14 protein-coding genes are annotated in these 17,071 nt (G+C 62.6%); 6 read left to right on the top strand and 8 right to left on the bottom strand.

Features of this window, described 5'->3' with window-relative positions:
• Positions 1-10 precede the first annotated feature (10 nt).
• Genes M5B99_RS00275 through M5B99_RS00295 form a run of 5 tightly spaced genes read right to left on the bottom strand, consistent with a single transcriptional unit; the run spans position 11 to position 5,408 of the window.
• Positions 11-1,027 (bottom strand): AAA family ATPase, encoded by a 1,017-nt coding sequence (locus M5B99_RS00275; protein ID WP_248802106.1) that lies wholly within the window; start codon positions 1,025-1,027, stop codon positions 11-13.
• Complete coding sequence (locus tag M5B99_RS00280; RefSeq protein WP_248802107.1) at positions 1,024-2,187, bottom strand: DUF4350 domain-containing protein; 1,164 nt, start codon at positions 2,185-2,187, stop codon at positions 1,024-1,026. Before M5B99_RS00280 ends, M5B99_RS00275 begins: the two co-directional genes overlap by 4 nt.
• Complete coding sequence (locus M5B99_RS00285; protein ID WP_248802108.1) at positions 2,184-3,719, bottom strand: DUF4129 domain-containing protein; 1,536 nt, start codon at positions 3,717-3,719, stop codon at positions 2,184-2,186. The genes M5B99_RS00280 and M5B99_RS00285 overlap by 4 nt, the downstream gene beginning before the upstream one ends.
• Complete coding sequence (locus tag M5B99_RS00290; RefSeq protein ID WP_248802109.1) at positions 3,706-4,686, bottom strand: stage II sporulation protein M; 981 nt, start codon at positions 4,684-4,686, stop codon at positions 3,706-3,708. The genes M5B99_RS00285 and M5B99_RS00290 overlap by 14 nt, the downstream gene beginning before the upstream one ends.
• Entirely contained in the window at positions 4,683-5,408 is a 726-nt protein-coding gene (locus tag M5B99_RS00295) for an RDD family protein (protein ID WP_248802110.1), read from the bottom strand. Before M5B99_RS00295 ends, M5B99_RS00290 begins: the two co-directional genes overlap by 4 nt.
• A gap of 171 nt (positions 5,409-5,579) precedes the next feature.
• On the opposite strand from M5B99_RS00295, the gene sbcB reads away from it, so the two are divergent.
• Complete coding sequence (gene sbcB / locus M5B99_RS00300) at positions 5,580-7,016, top strand: exodeoxyribonuclease I (RefSeq protein WP_248802111.1); 1,437 nt, start codon at positions 5,580-5,582, stop codon at positions 7,014-7,016.
• 89 nt (positions 7,017-7,105) lie between these two features.
• Here the strand turns inward: sbcB and mvaT are convergent, their stop codons facing one another.
• A complete protein-coding gene (mvaT, locus tag M5B99_RS00305; protein ID WP_100938800.1) occupies positions 7,106-7,483 on the bottom strand; it encodes a histone-like nucleoid-structuring protein MvaT in 378 nt (125 codons plus the stop codon).
• A gap of 350 nt (positions 7,484-7,833) precedes the next feature.
• On the opposite strand from mvaT, the gene purU reads away from it, so the two are divergent.
• A complete protein-coding gene (gene purU, locus M5B99_RS00310; RefSeq protein WP_248802112.1) occupies positions 7,834-8,682 on the top strand; it encodes a formyltetrahydrofolate deformylase in 849 nt (282 codons plus the stop codon).
• Between the two features lie 29 nt (positions 8,683-8,711).
• Positions 8,712-8,909 carry a hypothetical protein gene (locus M5B99_RS00315; protein WP_248802113.1) on the top strand — a complete coding sequence of 66 codons (198 nt, stop codon included), beginning with the start codon at positions 8,712-8,714 and terminating at the stop codon, positions 8,907-8,909.
• On the opposite strand, the gene M5B99_RS00320 is transcribed toward M5B99_RS00315, so the two are convergent.
• Together M5B99_RS00320 and M5B99_RS00325 are read right to left on the bottom strand one after the other, a co-directional pair.
• A complete protein-coding gene (locus M5B99_RS00320) occupies positions 8,899-10,788 on the bottom strand; it encodes a methyl-accepting chemotaxis protein (RefSeq protein ID WP_248802114.1) in 1,890 nt (629 codons plus the stop codon). The genes M5B99_RS00315 and M5B99_RS00320 overlap by 11 nt on opposite strands.
• A 373-nt stretch (positions 10,789-11,161) precedes the next feature.
• On the bottom strand, positions 11,162-11,617 hold the full coding sequence (locus M5B99_RS00325; RefSeq protein ID WP_248802115.1) for a DUF721 domain-containing protein: 456 nt from the start codon (positions 11,615-11,617) through the stop codon (positions 11,162-11,164).
• Positions 11,618-11,924: 307 nt separating this feature from the next.
• Here M5B99_RS00325 and secA point away from each other — a divergent pair, with 307 nt between their 5' ends.
• The 3 genes from secA (at position 11,925) to M5B99_RS00340 (ending at position 16,971) form a co-directional block, all read left to right on the top strand.
• A complete protein-coding gene (gene secA, locus M5B99_RS00330) occupies positions 11,925-14,660 on the top strand; it encodes a preprotein translocase subunit SecA (protein ID WP_248802116.1) in 2,736 nt (911 codons plus the stop codon).
• 123 nt (positions 14,661-14,783) lie between these two features.
• Positions 14,784-16,001, top strand: coding sequence for a bifunctional glutamate N-acetyltransferase/amino-acid acetyltransferase ArgJ (gene argJ, locus M5B99_RS00335; protein ID WP_248802117.1), 1,218 nt, complete (start codon positions 14,784-14,786; stop codon positions 15,999-16,001).
• 28 nt (positions 16,002-16,029) lie between these two features.
• Positions 16,030-16,971, top strand: coding sequence for a Nudix family hydrolase (locus tag M5B99_RS00340; RefSeq protein WP_248802118.1), 942 nt, complete (start codon positions 16,030-16,032; stop codon positions 16,969-16,971).
• Positions 16,972-17,071: the final 100 nt, after the last annotated feature.

A 17,071-nucleotide genomic window follows, 5' to 3' on the forward strand; every position in this document is an offset into this window, starting at 1 on the left:
CGCACCGGCCTCACTGGCGTGGCGCCGGGACCTGGTCAAGCAGCTGCTTGAGCACCTGGTCGACCGACAGCCCTTCTATATCCAACTCGGGGGCGATCCGTACCCGATGCCGCAGCACGGCCAGGGCGCAGCCCTTGATATCGTCCGGGATCACGAATTCGCCACCACGCAGCAGGGCCCGGGCTCTTGCGCCACGGACCAGGGCGATGGAGGCCCGCGGTCCGGCGCCGAGGGTCAGACCCGGCCAGCTACGGGTGGCCCGGGCCAGGCGCACGGCATAGTCGAGGACCTGCTCGTCCAGCGGCAACTCGCTGGCGATCCGCTGCAAGGCCAGTATGTCCTTGGCCTGCAACAAGGTGCGCAGGGGTTGCACATCGAGCATGTCGGCCTTGGTCGAGCGGGTCACCTGGCGGACCATCTCCAGTTCCTGCTGGGCCTCGGGGTAGTCCATGCGCAGCTTGAGCATGAAGCGGTCCAGCTCGGCCTCGGGCAGCGGGTAGGTGCCTTCCTGCTCGATCGGGTTCTGCGTGGCAAGCACCATGAACGGCTGGGCGATGGGCAGGGCGCGACCTTCGAGGGTGACCTGGCGTTCCTGCATGGCTTCGAGCAGCGCCGCCTGGGTTTTCGCCGGCGCGCGGTTGATCTCATCGGCTAGCAGCAGGTTGGTAAACAGTGGGCCCTTGCGCAGCTTGAACTGTTCGGTCTGCAGGTCGTAGACCGCATGGCCGGTAACATCGCTGGGCATCAGGTCGGGGGTGAACTGGATGCGTGCGAAGTCGCCACCGAAGCAGCGCGCCAGGGCGCGCACCAGCAGGGTCTTGCCCAGCCCGGGGACGCCTTCGAGCAGCACATGGCCGCCGGCGATCAGTGCGGTGAGCACGTCGTCGATCACCGTGTCCTGGCCGATCAGCACCTTTTGCAGTTCATGGCGCACGGCCTGGGCCAACTGGCTGGCGCGATGCCGTTGTTGCTGGGCATGGACCTCGGCGTCGACCGGGCTGGACGGTTCGGCTTGTTGTTCGCTCATAGGGCATTCCTGAGGGTTTGCAGGTGGGCGACCTGGCGGCTGAAGTCAACGCTGGAAAGGCGCTGCTTCGGTCGCGGGCGCAAGGCCTGGCTGATGGCGCTGGTGGGTTGGCGTGTCAGGCGCGCGAGCACCTGCCATTGTTCGGCAACGCCGAGTCGTTCGAAACCGGGGTGTCGCTTGCGGGCCCGGCGCAGGATGTCCTGTTGCAAGGCCTGGAGCAGGGCCTCATGGCCACTGCGACGTAACAGGAAGTCAGCGCTCGCCCGCAGGTGTTCCTGCAATTGTCGGCGCGCCCGGGAGGTGGGGGCCTGCAACGGCCCCTGGCGCAGGCCGACATGCCATAACCACAGGCCGAGGAGGGTGGCGAGGGCGACCAGGGCCTGGGGGAAGTAGCGCCACAACAGGGTGAGCAGGTTGTCGTGGTCGGTATTGAACAGCAGGGTCACGTCGCTGTCCTGGGCCAGGTACCAGAGCAGCCAGGCGTTATCGTAGCGGCCGATGGCGCGGTTGGTCCAGAGGTCGGCGTCGGTCAGCACGGTGACCGTGCCGGCGCCGTAGTCCAGTTGCATCAGGTGGGTGGAGGTGGCGCTGTTGGCCCAGGATTGCGCCAGGTTCTTCGGATCGGACAAGTGGAAGGCAGTGTCGAAACTGAAGTAGGCCGGGGCGTCTTCGTCTTCCAGGTACATGCGGGTCAACAGCGGGTAATGCTCATCTTCCGGTTCCGGGCCGTCGCCCTTGAGATCCTTGCTCAGCAGCTGGTGCAGTTGCACGCGGTCGAGCAGCAGGTCGCCACTGCTCCCGGTCTTGGGGTTCCACAGGGCTTCGGCGACGAACAGCAGTCGCCCACCGGCGCGGGCCCAGTTGAGTAACTGGTCGGCCTGGCGCGGGGTCATGTTCGAGCGTTCGCCCAGCAGCATCAGGTTCTGCCCGCGTGGGTCGAGGCCGGGGAGGATGTCCAGGCTGTTGGCATGGCTGACCTTCAGGCCACGCTGGCGCAGAAACTGTTCGGCGGCCAGGTAAGGGTTGGCGCGGGCCTCGGGTGAAGGGCCGTGGTCGATGACCACAGTGTAGGGCGTGACCTGGTGATAGAGGTAGAGGCCACCGCCCGCGAGCAGCGCCAGCAATGCCAGGCCGATCAGCCAGGACAGGCGCCGGTTCATCGGACGGCTCCCGGACCGAACAACTGCCGCCAGCCTTCACACAGTGCCTGTTGCTGATGGGGCGCAGGCAGGCGATGTCCGTAGGCGAGGTTCTGCCAGTGGCGGGTCAGCTCCTGGCTGAAGGCCTGGAGGGCCGGTTCCGCCAACTGGTCGAGTCGCTCCAGGACCTGGCCTTCGGTGTCGGCGCTCTTCAAGGGTAACTGATAGTCATGCAGCAGGCGGCTGAGCAGGCCACGGTAGAGCAGGCTCATGGCTTCGCGCGGCTGCTGGGGCCAGAGGGCTTCGGCGCTGGCGGCGATATCGTCGGGCAAGCTGTCGATGTCCAGCGCCAGACCGAACAATTGCGGCGTGGCACCTGGCGCGGGTTTGCCCCGTGGTTTCGGGCGCCGGCCGACGAAAGTCTGCCAGCCATCGCGATAGCGCCAGGCCAACCAGGCCAGCAATCCGAACAGCGCGGCCCAGAGCAGAATCTCCAGGCCTTGGGCGAGTGCGCCGGCGGTGCGGCTGTCAAAACGCTCCAGCAGGGCCTTCAGCCAGCCGGAAGAGCGCTTGCCGTGGGAGGTGGCGGACGGTTCGCCCAGTCGCCAGCGGGTGACGGTTTCCGGGTTCTTGAACGGTGGCGCCTGCAACTGCGCCTTGATCGCGTCCTGGGAGGCCTGGCTGGTCAGAGGTTGCTTGAGCAGTCGCGGGGTGTCCGGTGCTGGCGGTTCGGCGGCCATGGCCGGTGGCGCGAAGGGCATCGACAGCAGGCCGACGCCGAGCAGCAGCGCGGCGACCACCGGCAGTAGACGCTGGCGCAGCTGGCGGAAAATCAGTTCGATATCCCAGGCTTCCAGCACGGTCCTGCGGTTGAGGTAGAGGCTGAAGCCGCAGGCGATATAAATCGGTTCCCAGAAGATCAGGATCAGCGCGTAGAAAGCGTTGCTCAGGTGTTCCAGCCAGAGCCACTCATGCTGGGCGGCGAACAGCAGTTTCTGCCAGTGCCAGTCGATGTCGATCTGCCGGGGCAGCAACAGGTAGAACACCGCCATCAGGCCGATCCACAGGACATATTCCAGGTGTGCGCCGATCAGCGTCAGCCAGCGCGCCGCGCTCAGGCTCTGCGGCAGGAGTACCCGCAGGCGCTGCTGGCGGGCGTGGCCGTCGAGGCCTTCGAGTTGTTGCACCGGCAAGGTGAAACTGCGGCTCAGGCTCAGGCGGCGCCAGGTCAGGCTCGCCAGCAGTTGTGGCTTGAGCAGGCGTGGCCAGGCCTTGAGTGCCTGTTTCAGGGTAGGGGTAGCGCCGAACAGGGCGGTGGAGAGGATATACAGCGGCAAGCGTTCGAACGCCGGTTTCAACCACCAGAACAGCAGCAGGGCAATAGAAGGGTGGTCCCAGAGCAGCAGGCTCAGGAGGGTGAAGATCGGCAAGGTGACCAGCGCCCAGGAACCCATCAGCAAGCCGCGATGTTGCTGGGCCAGCAGCACGCCGAGATCCATGGCTTCCCAGGTGCTGCGTGGACGAATGGCGACGCTGGCGTCAGTCAGGCGCATGCTTGCTCCGTCCGGCCAACAGCAGATAGGCGCCCACCAGCAGCCAGAGCCCCGCGCCCACCGCGTATTTGAGTCGTGGCGCGAGGTGGCTCATGGACGACCAGTAGGCTTCGATAAAGGCGGCGATCAGCAGGAACAGGATCACCCCGCCGACCATCTGGATACTTTTCTGCGCGTTCAGGCGCAGGGCCTCGCCGCGGGGCAGGCGTCCCGGCGCCACCAGTGCCCAGCCCAGTTGCAGACCGGCAGCCCCGGACAGGACGATGGCGCTGAGTTCGAAGGCGCCGTGGCCGATGACAAAGGACCAGAAAGTCTGTCCGTAGCCGATCTGGGTCAGGTGGCCGGCCACCGCGCCGATCGTCAGGCCGTTGAACAGCAGGAAGAACAGGCTGCCCAGGCCGAACAGCAAACCGCCGGCGAAGGTCTGGAAGGCAATGCCGATGTTGTTCATGATGTAGTAGCCGAACATCACCCAGTTTTCGCTGGAGGCCCGCGCGACGGTGCGTCCCAGGCGACTGGCGGCGGGGTCGTACATGGCCTGCATGTCGGCCACCTGCTGCGGGCTGACAATGCTGTAGACCAGGTCTGGAAACAGGTAGATCAGCAGGCCGGTCAGCCCCAGGCTGGCAAAGAACAGCACGCCGGCGACCAGCACGAACGGCCATTGTTCGCGTACCAGGCGTGGGAAGCCGGCGAAGATAAACCCCAGCACCGAGGCGCCGAGGTGGCTGCGATGCCGATAGAGCTGCTGGTGCCCGCGCAGGGCCAACTGTTGCAGGGTATCGACCAGATGGCTGCTGTAACCGCGTTCCTGGGTCAAGGCCAGTTGTTGGCACAGGCGTCGGTAATGGGCGGGGAATTCGCGCAGGTCGGTGGCTTTCGCCTTGCCGCGCTCCAGTTGCTCGAGCCATTGGGCAAAACGTTGCCACTCGGGCTGATGTCGGCTTTCAAAGAGGCTCTGTTTCATAGCGGGCCCAGCAGTCCGTGGGCAATCCCGTTCAACTCGGCCGCGGCCCGGGACGCCGGCACCTCCAGGGGCGTGGCCAGCAGCGCCGCGAGTTCACGGGTGCGTTCGGCGCTGAGGTCGCCCTGGCGTTCGGCGAAACTCAACACGGCGCGCTGTTCCGCCAGGCGCAGGACGAATGGCGCGCTGCGCGGTGTCGCCTGGGGCAGGCTGGGGCGCGGCAGCGGTTGTTCGCGATAGACCACCAGCGTGCCGCCGGCCAGGTCGCCAAGGCGCTTGAAGGTCGGGTGTTGCAGGCAACTGACCGCACCGAGGAAATAACCGAACGGCAGCATGTCGACAAAACGCAGCAGGTTACGGGTCAGGGAAGCGGCCCAGCCGATCGGCGTGCCGTCGTCATGGACGACCCGCAGGCCCATCATCTGTTTACCTGGCGAGCGGCCCTGGTTCAGCACTTCGAACAGCACCATGTACCACCAACTGACGAGGAACAGCACAATCGAGCCGAGACCCAGGCCCAGCTTGCCCAGCAGCATCAGGCCGCTCAGCAGGACAGCGAGCAGCACGCCGCGCACGCCCAGGTCGATGGCGAATGCCACTGCCCGCACGGGCAGGCCGGCCGGGCGCAGGGACAGGTCGATACCCTCCGGGGTTTCGACACGGTAGTGGGTGTCCAGGGGTGCTTGCAGCGCAGTCTTCCTTTTCGGTGCTGAAATCGACGGCAAGGTGGCAGCTCCTTGCGGACAGAGGCCCGATCCTAGCCAGCGGCGCCTGGCTAAGCAACTTAACTCTGTAATGAACGGTATCGAAGTAGCGGCGTCCAGTTGTTACGGGATGCTGGTCCGAGGGGGCGTTGAGCGCCTAGACTGCGTCCGTCTTCTGCTCAGGAACCCGCCGTGACCTCTATCTTCTGGTACGACTACGAAACCACCGGGATCAATCCGCGCTCCGATCGCGCCTTGCAGGTGGCGGGCATCCGTACCGATGCCGAGCTCAACGAGATCGACGAACCGGTCAACCTGTATTGCCGGCCGAGCGAGGATATCCTGCCGCACCCGGCGGCTTGCATGATTACCGGCATCACCCCGGGGCAACTCGCCGCGCAGGGGTTGGTCGAGGCCGACTTCATGACCCGCGTGCACGCCCAGCTGTCCCTTCCGGGTACCTGCGGTGCTGGCTACAATACCCTGCGCTTTGACGATGAAGTCACCCGTTACAGCCTGTATCGCAATTTTTTCGATCCCTATGCCCGCGAGTGGCAGGGCGGCAACAGCCGTTGGGACCTGATCGATGTGGTGCGGGCGGCCTATGCGCTGCGTCCGCAAGGTATCGTCTGGCCCGAGGAGGACGGGCGGGTGACCCTCAGGCTCGAACGCCTGACCGCGGCCAATGGGATCGATCATGGCCACGCCCACGAAGCCTTGGCCGATGTGCGCGCCACCATTGCCCTGGCGCGGCTGATCCGCGAGAAACAGCCGAAGTTGTATGACTGGCTGTTTCAGTTGCGCAGTAAGCAGCGGGTCATGGATCAGATTCGCCTGTTGCAGCCGATGGTGCATATCTCCGGGCGTTTTTCCGCCGCGCGCCATTATCTGGGGGTGGTCCTGCCCTTGGCCTGGCACCCGCGTAATCGCAATGCCCTGATTGTCTGTGATCTGTCCCAGGATCCGCAGCCGCTGTTCGACCTGGATGCGGAGACCTTGCGTCAGCAACTGTACATCCGCCATGAGGACCGCGCTGAAGGGCAACTGCCGGTGCCGCTCAAGTTGATTCATGTCAACCGTTGCCCGGTGGTGGCGCCACTGAAGGTATTGCGTGGTGAAGATCAGCAACGTTTGCAGTTGGATATGGCGCTTTATGACGCGCGTCGTCAGCAACTGACCGAGACCCAGGAAGTTTGGCGGGATAAAGTCCAGGCCCTTTATGCGGGCGAGGACTTCGTCCCCAGCGAGGATCCGGAGCAGCAGTTATACGATGGTTTTATCGGTGACCGTGACCGGCGTTTGTGTGAACAAGTTCGCACTGCGGAGCCCGAGCAGTTGGCGCGCGGGCAATGGCCTTTCGATGATGAGCGGTTGCCGGAATTATTATTTCGTTACCGGGCGCGTAACTTTCCCGCCAGCTTGAGTGAAGAAGAGCGAGAGCGCTGGCGGACATTCTGCCGACAGCGTCTGACCGATGCGGCGTGGGGCGCACCGAATACCCTGGCGGATTTTACCGAGCACCTCATGAAGTGTTTCCCGAATGCAACACCGGCGCAGCGTCAGGTGCTGGAGCAATGGCAGGACTACGCACTCGCTTTGTGCGCGCGGTTTAACGTGGCGACCGGTTAAACCGGTGGGTGCTTAAATGGCAGGCAATAAAAAACGCCAGCGAACTGGCGTTTTTTTAGGCCGCGAATAGCGTCCGTGACCGGCCTGGCTTAGCCCAGCAGGGTAGCCCAGCTTTCAACCACGTCGCCGCCCCACTTGGCTTTCCACTCTTTCAGAGTCTTGTGGTTGCCGCCTTTGGTTTCGATCACTTCACCGTTGTGCGGGTTTTTGTATTGCTTGACCTTGCGCGCGCGCTTGGTGCCGGTGGTTTTAACGGCGCCACGAACGGCTTTGCCGGCTTTGGCCTGTGGGTCCAGGATGTTGATGACATCTGGCAGTGCCTTGTTGTACTCGCCCAGCAGAGTGCGCAGTTTGCTTTCGAATTCCATTTCTTTTTTCAGCGCGCCGTCTTTTTCCATTGCAGCCATTTGGGCTTGCAGCTGTTCGATGGCGCTCTTGGTTTCGTTGTATTTCTGGATCAGGGACATGGACACTACCTTATGCTGAGTCAGGACGACAGGGGTACAGTGATGCAATAGTAGTCAGAGTATTTGAGCAAGTAAACATTTAATAGAAGGTTTATTGCATTTAATTTGAAACTTAAGCATGGCCTTGTCTCGGACTTAGATGTTTTTGCGGCGCCGGCCAAGAGCGGTCTTGTTGTGGCGATGTTTGAATTGTCGGCGCGCGGTGCCGCGTCACGCGGGGAAAACCCACTACAAGCGAAGGGAGAAACCGGCGCCGGGGCGGGAGTGGGCCGCCGGTGCAACGAATACTGCAGTTTTTTCCCGTACTCGCTAGAATGGCGGCCTTTGCGAAGTTCTGGAGTTCTCCCCCCATGCGCACTTTCCGGCTGGTGATTGCCTGCCCCGACCGCGTTGGCATCGTTGCCAAAGTCAGTAACTTTCTCGCGTCTTACAATGGTTGGATCACGGAAGCGAGTCACCATTCCGACAACCTCAGTGGCTGGTTCTTCATGCGCCATGAGATTCGTGCCGACAGCCTGCCGTTTGGCCTGGACGCCTTTCGTGAGGCGTTTGCGCCGATTGCCGAAGAGTTTTCCATGACCTGGCGCATCACCGACACCGAACAGAAGAAACGCGTGGTGTTGATGGCCAGCCGTGAGTCCCATTGCCTGGCGGACCTGTTGCACCGTTGGCACAGCGACGAACTGGATTGTCAGATCGCCTGCGTGATTTCCAACCACGACGACCTGCGCAGCATGGTCGAGTGGCACGGTATTCCTTACCACCATGTTCCGGTGAACCCACAGGACAAAGAGCCGGCCTTTGCCGAAGTCTCACGCCTGGTCAGGCACCACGAGGCCGATGTGGTGGTACTGGCGCGCTACATGCAGATCCTGCCGCCGGAACTGTGCCAGGCGTACGCGCACAAGGTGATCAACATCCATCACAGCTTCCTGCCGTCGTTCGTCGGTGCCAAGCCTTATCATCAGGCATCCCTGCGGGGCGTGAAGTTGATTGGGGCAACTTGCCACTATGTAACCGAAGAGCTGGATGCCGGTCCGATCATCGAACAGGACGTGGTCCGTGTCAGCCACAGTGATAGCATTGAAGACATGGTGCGTTTCGGCCGCGATGTCGAGAAGATGGTGTTGGCCCGTGGCCTGCGTTATCACCTGGAAGATCGTGTGCTGGTGCACGGCAACAAGACCGTGGTGTTCTGACAGCCCGTTGACGGGCCTGGAGGTGTGGCGTGAGCGATCCACTCGACAAGGCAACCTCCAAGGCGCCACCGACCCTGGGTGAAGGCTGTTTGAGCCGCTATGACCCCGAGGCCATGAGCAGTGAGGACGGCACCGAGTTTCCCGGTGCCGCCGAGCTCTGGCAGCAGTTGCAGAAAGAGTCCGGGACTGGCAAGTCCACAGACTCTCCTGCGGCGCTTAAATCCTGAAACTACCCACCAGTTGCTTCAAACGTGCGGCCTGCTGTTCCAGGTCGGCACAGGCGCGCAGGGTCGACTGCAGGTTTTCCACGCCTTCCTGATTGAGGGTGTTGATCTCGGTGATGTCCATGTTGATCGACTCGACCACCGAGGTTTGTTCCTCGGTGGCCGTTGCGACGGACTGGTTCATGCCATCGATCTCGCTGATCCTCTGGGTCACGCTGCTCAAGCGCTCGCCGGCCAGGTTGGCGATTTCCACGCTTTCCAGGCTGTGGCGCTGGCTGTGGCCCATGGTGTCGACCGATTCCCGGGCGCCGACCTGCAGTTCTTCAATCATGGTCTGGATTTGCTGTGCCGATTCCTGGGTGCGATGCGCCAGGTTGCGCACCTCGTCCGCGACCACCGCAAAGCCCCGTCCGGCCTCGCCGGCCCGGGCCGCCTCGATGGCGGCGTTGAGGGCCAGCAGGTTGGTTTGCTGGGAAATGCTGGTGATCACTTCGAGAATCTGCCCGATATTCACCGTCTTGCTGTTCAGCGATTCGATGTTGGTGCTTGAAGTGGCGAGCATTTCCGATAACTGGTGCATGGCCTTGATACTGCGTTCCACCACCTGCTGACCGTCTGCGGCCAGGCCGCGGGCGTCGCTGGCCTGGTTCGAGGCCTGGGCGGCATTACGGGCGATTTCCTGGGCCGCGGCACCGAGCTGGTTGATGGCCGCGGCGACACTGTTGGTGCGACTGGCCTGTTCATCGGAGTTGAGCATTGACGAGTTCGAGGCGCTGACCACCCGCAGGGCCACTTCGTTGACCTGCTGGGTTGCCGAGGAGACTTCGCTGATCGAGGTGTGGATGCGTTCGACGAAGCGGTTGAAGGCGGTGCCAAGGATCCCGAACTCGTCCTGGGACGCGATCGTCAGGCGACGGGTCAGGTCGCCTTCGCCGTCGGCGATATCCTGCATGGCGCGGGTCATCACATGCAGCGGTTGCATCAGGGCACGGATCAGCAGGCCAAGCAGGGCGATGATGATCAGCACGGCGACGGTGGTGGCGATCACGGCCGAGCGGCGGAAATTGCTGAGCATCGAAAAGGCCTTGTCCTTGTCCACGGACAGGCCGACATACCAGCTTACCGAAGATAAACCCTTGATCGGGGCGAAGGCGACGATGCGCGTCTTGCCGTTGGCCACGGTTTCGCTGATCTCATTGCCGATGCGCGGGGTGTCCTGGGGATAGACGTCGCTGAGGTTTTTCATCACCAGGGCTTTGTCCGGGTGCACCAGGATCTTGCCATCGGCGCTGACCAGGAAGGCATAGCCGTTACCGTCGAAACTCAAGGCGTTGAGACTGTCGGCGATGGCTTGCAGGCTCAGGTCGCCGCCGACCACGCCGACGCTCTGGCCGGCCTTGCGTACGGTGTCGACGATGGAAATCACCAACTGGCCGGATGCCAGGTCGATATAGGGTTCGGTCAGGGCCGAGCCACTGCTGTTCTCGGCACTCTTGTACCAGGGGCGGGCGCGCGGGTCATAGCCGTCGGGCATCTTGCTGTCCGGACGGATCATGAAGCTGCCGTCCTTGTTGCCCAGGTAAGCGCCCATGAAGGTCGAGGTGATGGCCTTCTGTTCCAGCAGGTTGGAGACGTTGGCCGGGTCGGCATTGAGGGCGACCGACTGGGACAGGTTTTCGATCAGCAGGCTGCGACCGGTCAGCCAGGTCTGGATATTGTTGGCGCTGACGCCACCCATCTCATGCAGATAGCTGTTGAGGTCATCGCGGATCGCATTGCGTTGCAGGTAATCGTTGTACAACGTGAAGAGCGCAAAGGCTGCCAGCACGATCAGCGACGCGGCCAACAGGATTTTGTGACTGAATTTGAGGTTTTTGTTCATGGCTTTTGAGGTCCGCTGAGGTTTTGGGTGTCCAGCTGGGCTGTGGCAGGTGGCGCGCGCTGGGCAGCGTTGAAACTGAGCTGTTCCTCTGCTCCTTATGGGGTCTTTTCAGGAGGGACGGATTGTTGTTTTTGGGGTGTTTTCTGAGTTGTTCTCTTGCTATCGACTGGGGCGGCGCAAAGATTAACCGTGGGCAATGTCGTTCACTTGAGGGCATTCAATCCGATAGTGCTCCGGATAATCCGTGGGAGCGGAGCTTGCCCGCGAAGAGGCCCTTGAGTTCGCCAAAAGCTTCGTCGGAATGCCGCCCGGACCAAGCTCCGCTCCCACAAGGACGGGTTCAGGCTCGGGTTGAGCGGTTGTGAGGAAGGGCTCAGGCCTTGGGCTTGGCGTGGCTGGCCAGGCGCTCCAGGGCGGCGCGCAGGTTGGGATCGCTGATGCCGTCGGCGGTGTCCTGGATGGTTTGCGCCGCATTCACGGACAAATCCATGGTATGGCCCACCGCGCCCTGGGGCACGGTCGGTGGCTGCACCTTGAACAGGATGCGGGTCAGGCTTTCGAATACTTCGAATGCCTGTAGTTGCCGTTGCAGGCGTTTTTGCTGGTAGCGCAAGCGGGTCGCCCAGTGCCCGTCGGTGACGATCAGCAGCAGGCTGCCTTCACGCCACGAAGCCACGTGGCAGTGTTCGCGGGCGGCGGGCTGCAGTTGGCTTTCCACCAGGCGCTGCAAATGCGCAAGGCGTTGGGCATGGCTGAAAATGGCTTTCAGCGGCTTGGCTTCGCGAAGCAGGGCGGCGGGAGCCCGGGCCGTGAGAGGGCGAAATGCCATGGTTCAGACACCTGAAGAAACAGAGTCGCCATGGTAGCAGAAGCGCCCGCTCTACCCGCGGCCATTGATGTGAATCGTCTTTGGCCCTAAAGTCCGCGGTTAACGTCTGTACTCGATGGCTTGAAGTTCGGGAAAAAGACCTTATTTTAGAGTGGCCCCGTCACAGCGCTGTGCCAGCATCGTGGATCAACGCCACTTTCCTCACCATCGTTTCCGGGTAGAATACTCGTTCGCATGCGGCCATAAGGGCTGCACGGGCGACTCACGGGGCCGCCCTCCATCCCTATGTGTGGAAGAACCTGCCGATATGTTTGCGCCTTTGTTAAAGAAACTTTTTGGAAGCAAGAACGAGCGTGAAGTCAAACGCATGCTCAAGACGGTACAGATCGTCAATGCCTTCGAAGAGCAAATGGTGGCCCTTTCGGACGAGCAGTTGCGTGCCAAGACCGGAGAGTTCAAGGCCCGCATAGCCCAAGGTGAGACCCTCGACGCACTCCTGCCCGAAGCCTTTGCGGTCGCCCGCGAAGCCGGCAAGCGGGTCATGGGCATGCGCCACTTCGACGTGCAGTTGATCGGCGGCATGACCCTGCATGAAGGGATGATCGCGGAAATGCGCACCGGCGAGGGTAAGACCCTGGTAGCGACCCTGGGCGTTTACCTCAACGCGCTGTCCGGCAAGGGCGTGCACGTGGTCACGGTGAACGACTACCTGGCTCGCCGCGACGCCAACTGGATGCGCCCCCTGTATGAATTCCTCGGCCTGACGGTCGGCGTGGTCACGCCATTCCAGCCGCCGGAAGAGAAGCGTGCCGCCTATGGCGCCGACATCACCTACGGCACCAACAACGAATTCGGCTTCGACTACCTGCGCGACAACATGGCGTTCAGCATGGAAGAGAAGTTCCAGCGCGAGCTGAACTTCGCCGTGATCGACGAAGTCGACTCCATCCTGATCGACGAAGCCCGTACCCCGCTGATCATCTCCGGCCAGGCCGAAGACAGTTCGCGTCTGTACACCGAGATCAACAAGCTGATCCCGCGCCTCCAGCTGCACGTCGAGGAAGTGGAAGGCGTGGTGACCAAGGAAGGCCACTTCACCGTTGACGAGAAGACCCGTCAGGTCGAGCTGAACGAAGCCGGCCACCAGTTCATCGAAGAGATGCTCACCCAGGTCGGCCTGCTGGCCGAGGGCGAGAGCCTCTATTCGGCGCACAACCTGGGCCTGCTGACCCACGTGTATGCCGGCTTGCGTGCCCACAAGCTGTTCAATCGCAACGTCGAATACATCGTCCAGGACGGCCAGGTGGTCCTGGTGGACGAACACACCGGCCGGACCATGCCCGGCCGTCGCCTGTCCGAGGGCCTGCACCAGGCCATCGAGGCCAAGGAAAACCTCAATATCCAGGCCGAAAGCCAGACTTTGGCGTCGACCACCTTCCAGAACTACTTCCGCCTGTACACCAAGCTGTCCGGCATGACCGGTACCGCCGACACCGAAGCGTTCGAGTTCCACCAGATCTACGGCCTGCAAGTGACGGTCATCCCGCCGAACAAGCCGTTGGCGCGCAAGGATTACAACGACCTGGTGTTCCTCACCGCCGAAGAGAAGTACGCGGCGATCATCACCGACATCAAGGAGTCCCTGGCCCAGGGCCGTCCGGTGCTGGTGGGTACGGCGACCATCGAGACCTCCGAGCACATGTCCAGCCTGCTCGACAAGGAGAACATCGAGCACAAGGTCCTGAACGCCAAGTTCCACGAGAAGGAAGCGGAAATCATCGCGCAGGCCGGTCGCCCCGGCGCACTGACCATCGCCACCAACATGGCCGGTCGTGGTACCGACATCCTGTTGGGCGGTAACTGGGAAGTCGAAGTGGCAGCCCTGGAAAACCCGACCCCGGAGCAGATCGCCCAGATCAAGGCCGACTGGCAGAAGCGTCACCAGCAGGTGCTCGAATCGGGCGGCTTGCAGGTGATCGCCTCCGAGCGTCACGAATCCCGTCGTATCGACAACCAGCTGCGCGGTCGCGCCGGTCGTCAGGGTGACGCCGGTTCCAGTCGTTTCTACCTATCGCTGGAAGACAGCCTGATGCGCATCTTCGCCTCGGACCGGGTGAAAAACTTCATGAAGGCCCTGGGCATGCAGCCTGGCGAGGCGATCGAGCACCGCATGGTGACCAACGCCATCGAAAAGGCCCAGCGCAAGGTCGAAGGTCGCAACTTCGACATCCGCAAGCAACTGCTCGAGTTCGACGACGTCAACAACGAACAGCGTAAAGTGATCTATCACATGCGTAACACGTTGCTGGCCGCCGACAATATCGGTGAAACCATCGCCGACTTCCGTCAGGACGTGCTCAACGCCACCGTCAGCACCCATATTCCTCCACAGTCGTTGCCTGAGCAGTGGGATGTGGCGGGCCTGGAGTCAGCCCTGCAGAACGATTTCGGCGTGCAACTGCCGATCCAGCAGTGGCTCGACGAAGACGATCACCTGTACGAAGAGACCCTGCGCGAGAAGCTGCTCAACGAGCTGCTGCTGGCGTACAACGAAAAAGAAGAGCAGGCCAGTGCCGAAGCGCTGCGCTCCTTCGAGAAGCAGATCGTGCTGCGCGTGCTCGACGACCTGTGGAAAGACCACCTGTCGACCATGGATCACCTGCGTCACGGTATCCACCTGCGTGGTTATGCGCAGAAGAACCCGAAGCAGGAATACAAGCGCGAGTCGTTCACCCTGTTCTCCGAGCTGCTGGACTCGATCAAGCGCGATTCGATCCGTGTCCTGTCCCACGTCCAGGTGCGTCGCGAAGACCCGGTCGAGGAAGAGGCGCGTCTGCGCCAGGAAGCCGAAGCCCTGGCCCAGCGCCTGCAGTTCGAACATGCTGAGGCGCCGGGTCTGGAAACGCCGGAAATCCTCGGTGAAGAAGTCGATGTCGCCCTGGCCACCGCGCCGGTTCGCAACGAGCAGAAGCTGGGCCGTAACGAGCTTTGCTACTGCGGTTCGGGCAAGAAGTACAAGCACTGCCACGGTCAGATCAGCTAAGTCCTTGCGGGTCTGAACCTTGAAATACCCGCGCCGCGACCGGCCTGCCGTCGCGGCGTTTTTCCATTTGAAACACTGCCCTTGTGACGGCAGTGCAGACATCACATTGAAAGGAGCGCATTCATGGCTGTTGGTCTTGGTCCTTTGCCCACGTTGCACCCGGTTGCCGGTTTTGAACTCGGTATCGCTTCGGCCGGTATCAAGCGCCCTGGGCGCAAGGACGTGGTAGTGATGCGCTGTGCCGAAGGTTCCACGGTGGCGGGGGTGTTCACCCTCAACGCATTTTGTGCCGCTCCGGTGATCCTGGCCAAGCAACGCGTCCAGGGCACCGTGCGTTATCTGTTGACCAACACCGGCAATGCCAATGCCGGGACCGGCGAGCCGGGCCTGGCCGCCGCCGCGCGGACCTGCGCCAAGCTGGCCGAGTTGACCGGTGTCGACGAAAGCGCAGTACTGCCGTACTCCACCGGGGTGATCGGCGAGCCGTTGCCCGTGGAAAAAATCGAAGGCGCCTTGCAGGCGGCACTGGATGACCTGTCCGTGGACAACTGGGCCGCTGCCGCCACCGGCATCATGACCACCGACACCCTGCCCAAGGGCGCCAGCCGCCAGTTCCAGCATGACGGCGTAACCATTACCGTCACCGGGATCAGCAAGGGCGCGGGGATGATCCGCCCGAACATGGCGACCATGCTCGGCTACATCGCCACCGACGCCAAGGTCTCCCGCGAGGTCTTGCACAGTCTGGTCCTGGATGGCGCCAACAAGTCCTTCAACCGCATCACCATCGATGGCGACACCTCGACCAACGACTGCTGCATGCTGATCGCCACCGGTCAGGCCGGGCTGCCGGAAATCACCGAGGCCCGTGGTCCGCTGTTCGACGCGCTGAAAAAGGCCGTGTTCGAAGTGTGCATGGAGGTGGCCCAGGCCATCGTCCGTGACGGCGAAGGCGCGACCAAGTTCGTCACCGTTGAAGTCAACGGCGGCGGCAATCACCAGGAATGCCTGGATGTCGGTTACACCGTGGCGCATTCGCCGTTGATCAAGACTGCGCTGTTCGCCTCCGATCCGAACTGGGGTCGTATCCTCGCCGCCGTCGGCCGTGCCGGTGTGCCGCAACTGGATGTCAGCAAGATCGACGTGTTCCTTGGCGAAGTCTGCATTGCCAGCCGTGGTGCCCGTGCGGCGAGCTACACCGAAGAACAGGGTTCGGCGGTGATGGCTCGGGAAGAAATCACCATTCGTATCGAATTGGGCCGTGGCCAGTGCAGTGAAACCATCTGGACCACCGACCTGTCCCACGAGTACGTGAAGATCAACGCGGAATACCGCACCTGATCCACAGGTTCGAGCAGGAGGTTTCAACGTGAAACGCGTTCATGTGGCGGCGGCGGTTATCCGGGGTGTTGACGGTCGCATCCTGATTGCCCGGCGGGCGGATACCCAGCACCAGGGCGGTCTCTGGGAGTTTCCCGGGGGCAAGGTCGAGGACGGCGAAGCCGTTCGGGTAGCCTTGGCGCGCGAGCTCCAGGAAGAGCTGGGCATTGTGGTCAGTGCCGCCCGACCGTTGATCAAGGTGCGCCACGATTATCCGGATAAACAGGTCTTGCTGGATGTCTGGGAGGTTTCGGCCTTTACCGGCGAACCCCACGGTGCCGAGGGGCAGCCGCTGGCCTGGGTCAGCGCGCGGGAGCTGGCCGACTACCAGTTTCCGGCGGCCAACCGGCCGATTGTCGCGGCCGCGCGTTTGCCGACCGGGTACCTGATTACCCCGGACGGCCTGGAGACCCCGCAGTTGCTCAAGGGGATCCGGCAGGCGATTGCCGGTGGGATCAAGCTGATTCAGCTGCGCGCGCCCAATGGTTATGATCCGCAGTACCGCGACCTGGCGGTGGACGCGGTGGGATTGTGTGCGGGCAAGGCGCAGCTGATGCTCAAGGGGCCTTTCGAATGGCTGGGGGATTTTCCGTCGGCGGGCTGGCACCTGACGTCCGCGCAGTTGCGCAAGTACGCCAGTGCCGGGCGGCCGTTGCCGGCGGAGCGCTGGCTGGCGGCTTCGTGCCATAACGCTGAAGAGCTGGCCTTGGCCGAGCAGATGGGCGTGGATTTTGTCACGCTGTCGCCGGTGCAGCCGACGCAGACCCATCCGGATGCGCAGCCGCTGGGTTGGGAGCAGGCCGGGGAGTTGATCGCCGGTTTCAACAGGCCGGCGTATCTGCTGGGCGGGGTTGGGCCGAATGAGTTGCAGCTCGCCTGGGAAGCCGGCGCGCAGGGCGTGGCCGGTATTCGGGCGTTCTGGCCGCAATAACGACGGTTCAGGTGCCCCGCGAACTTGTGGTGAGCGGGCTTGCCCGCGCTGGGGTGCGAAGCGCCCCTAAAACCAGCTAACGCGGTCTGTCGGACAAACC

The organism is Pseudomonas sp. MWU13-2100 (assembly GCF_023242365.1).
Lineage (GTDB): Bacteria > Pseudomonadota > Gammaproteobacteria > Pseudomonadales > Pseudomonadaceae > Aquipseudomonas.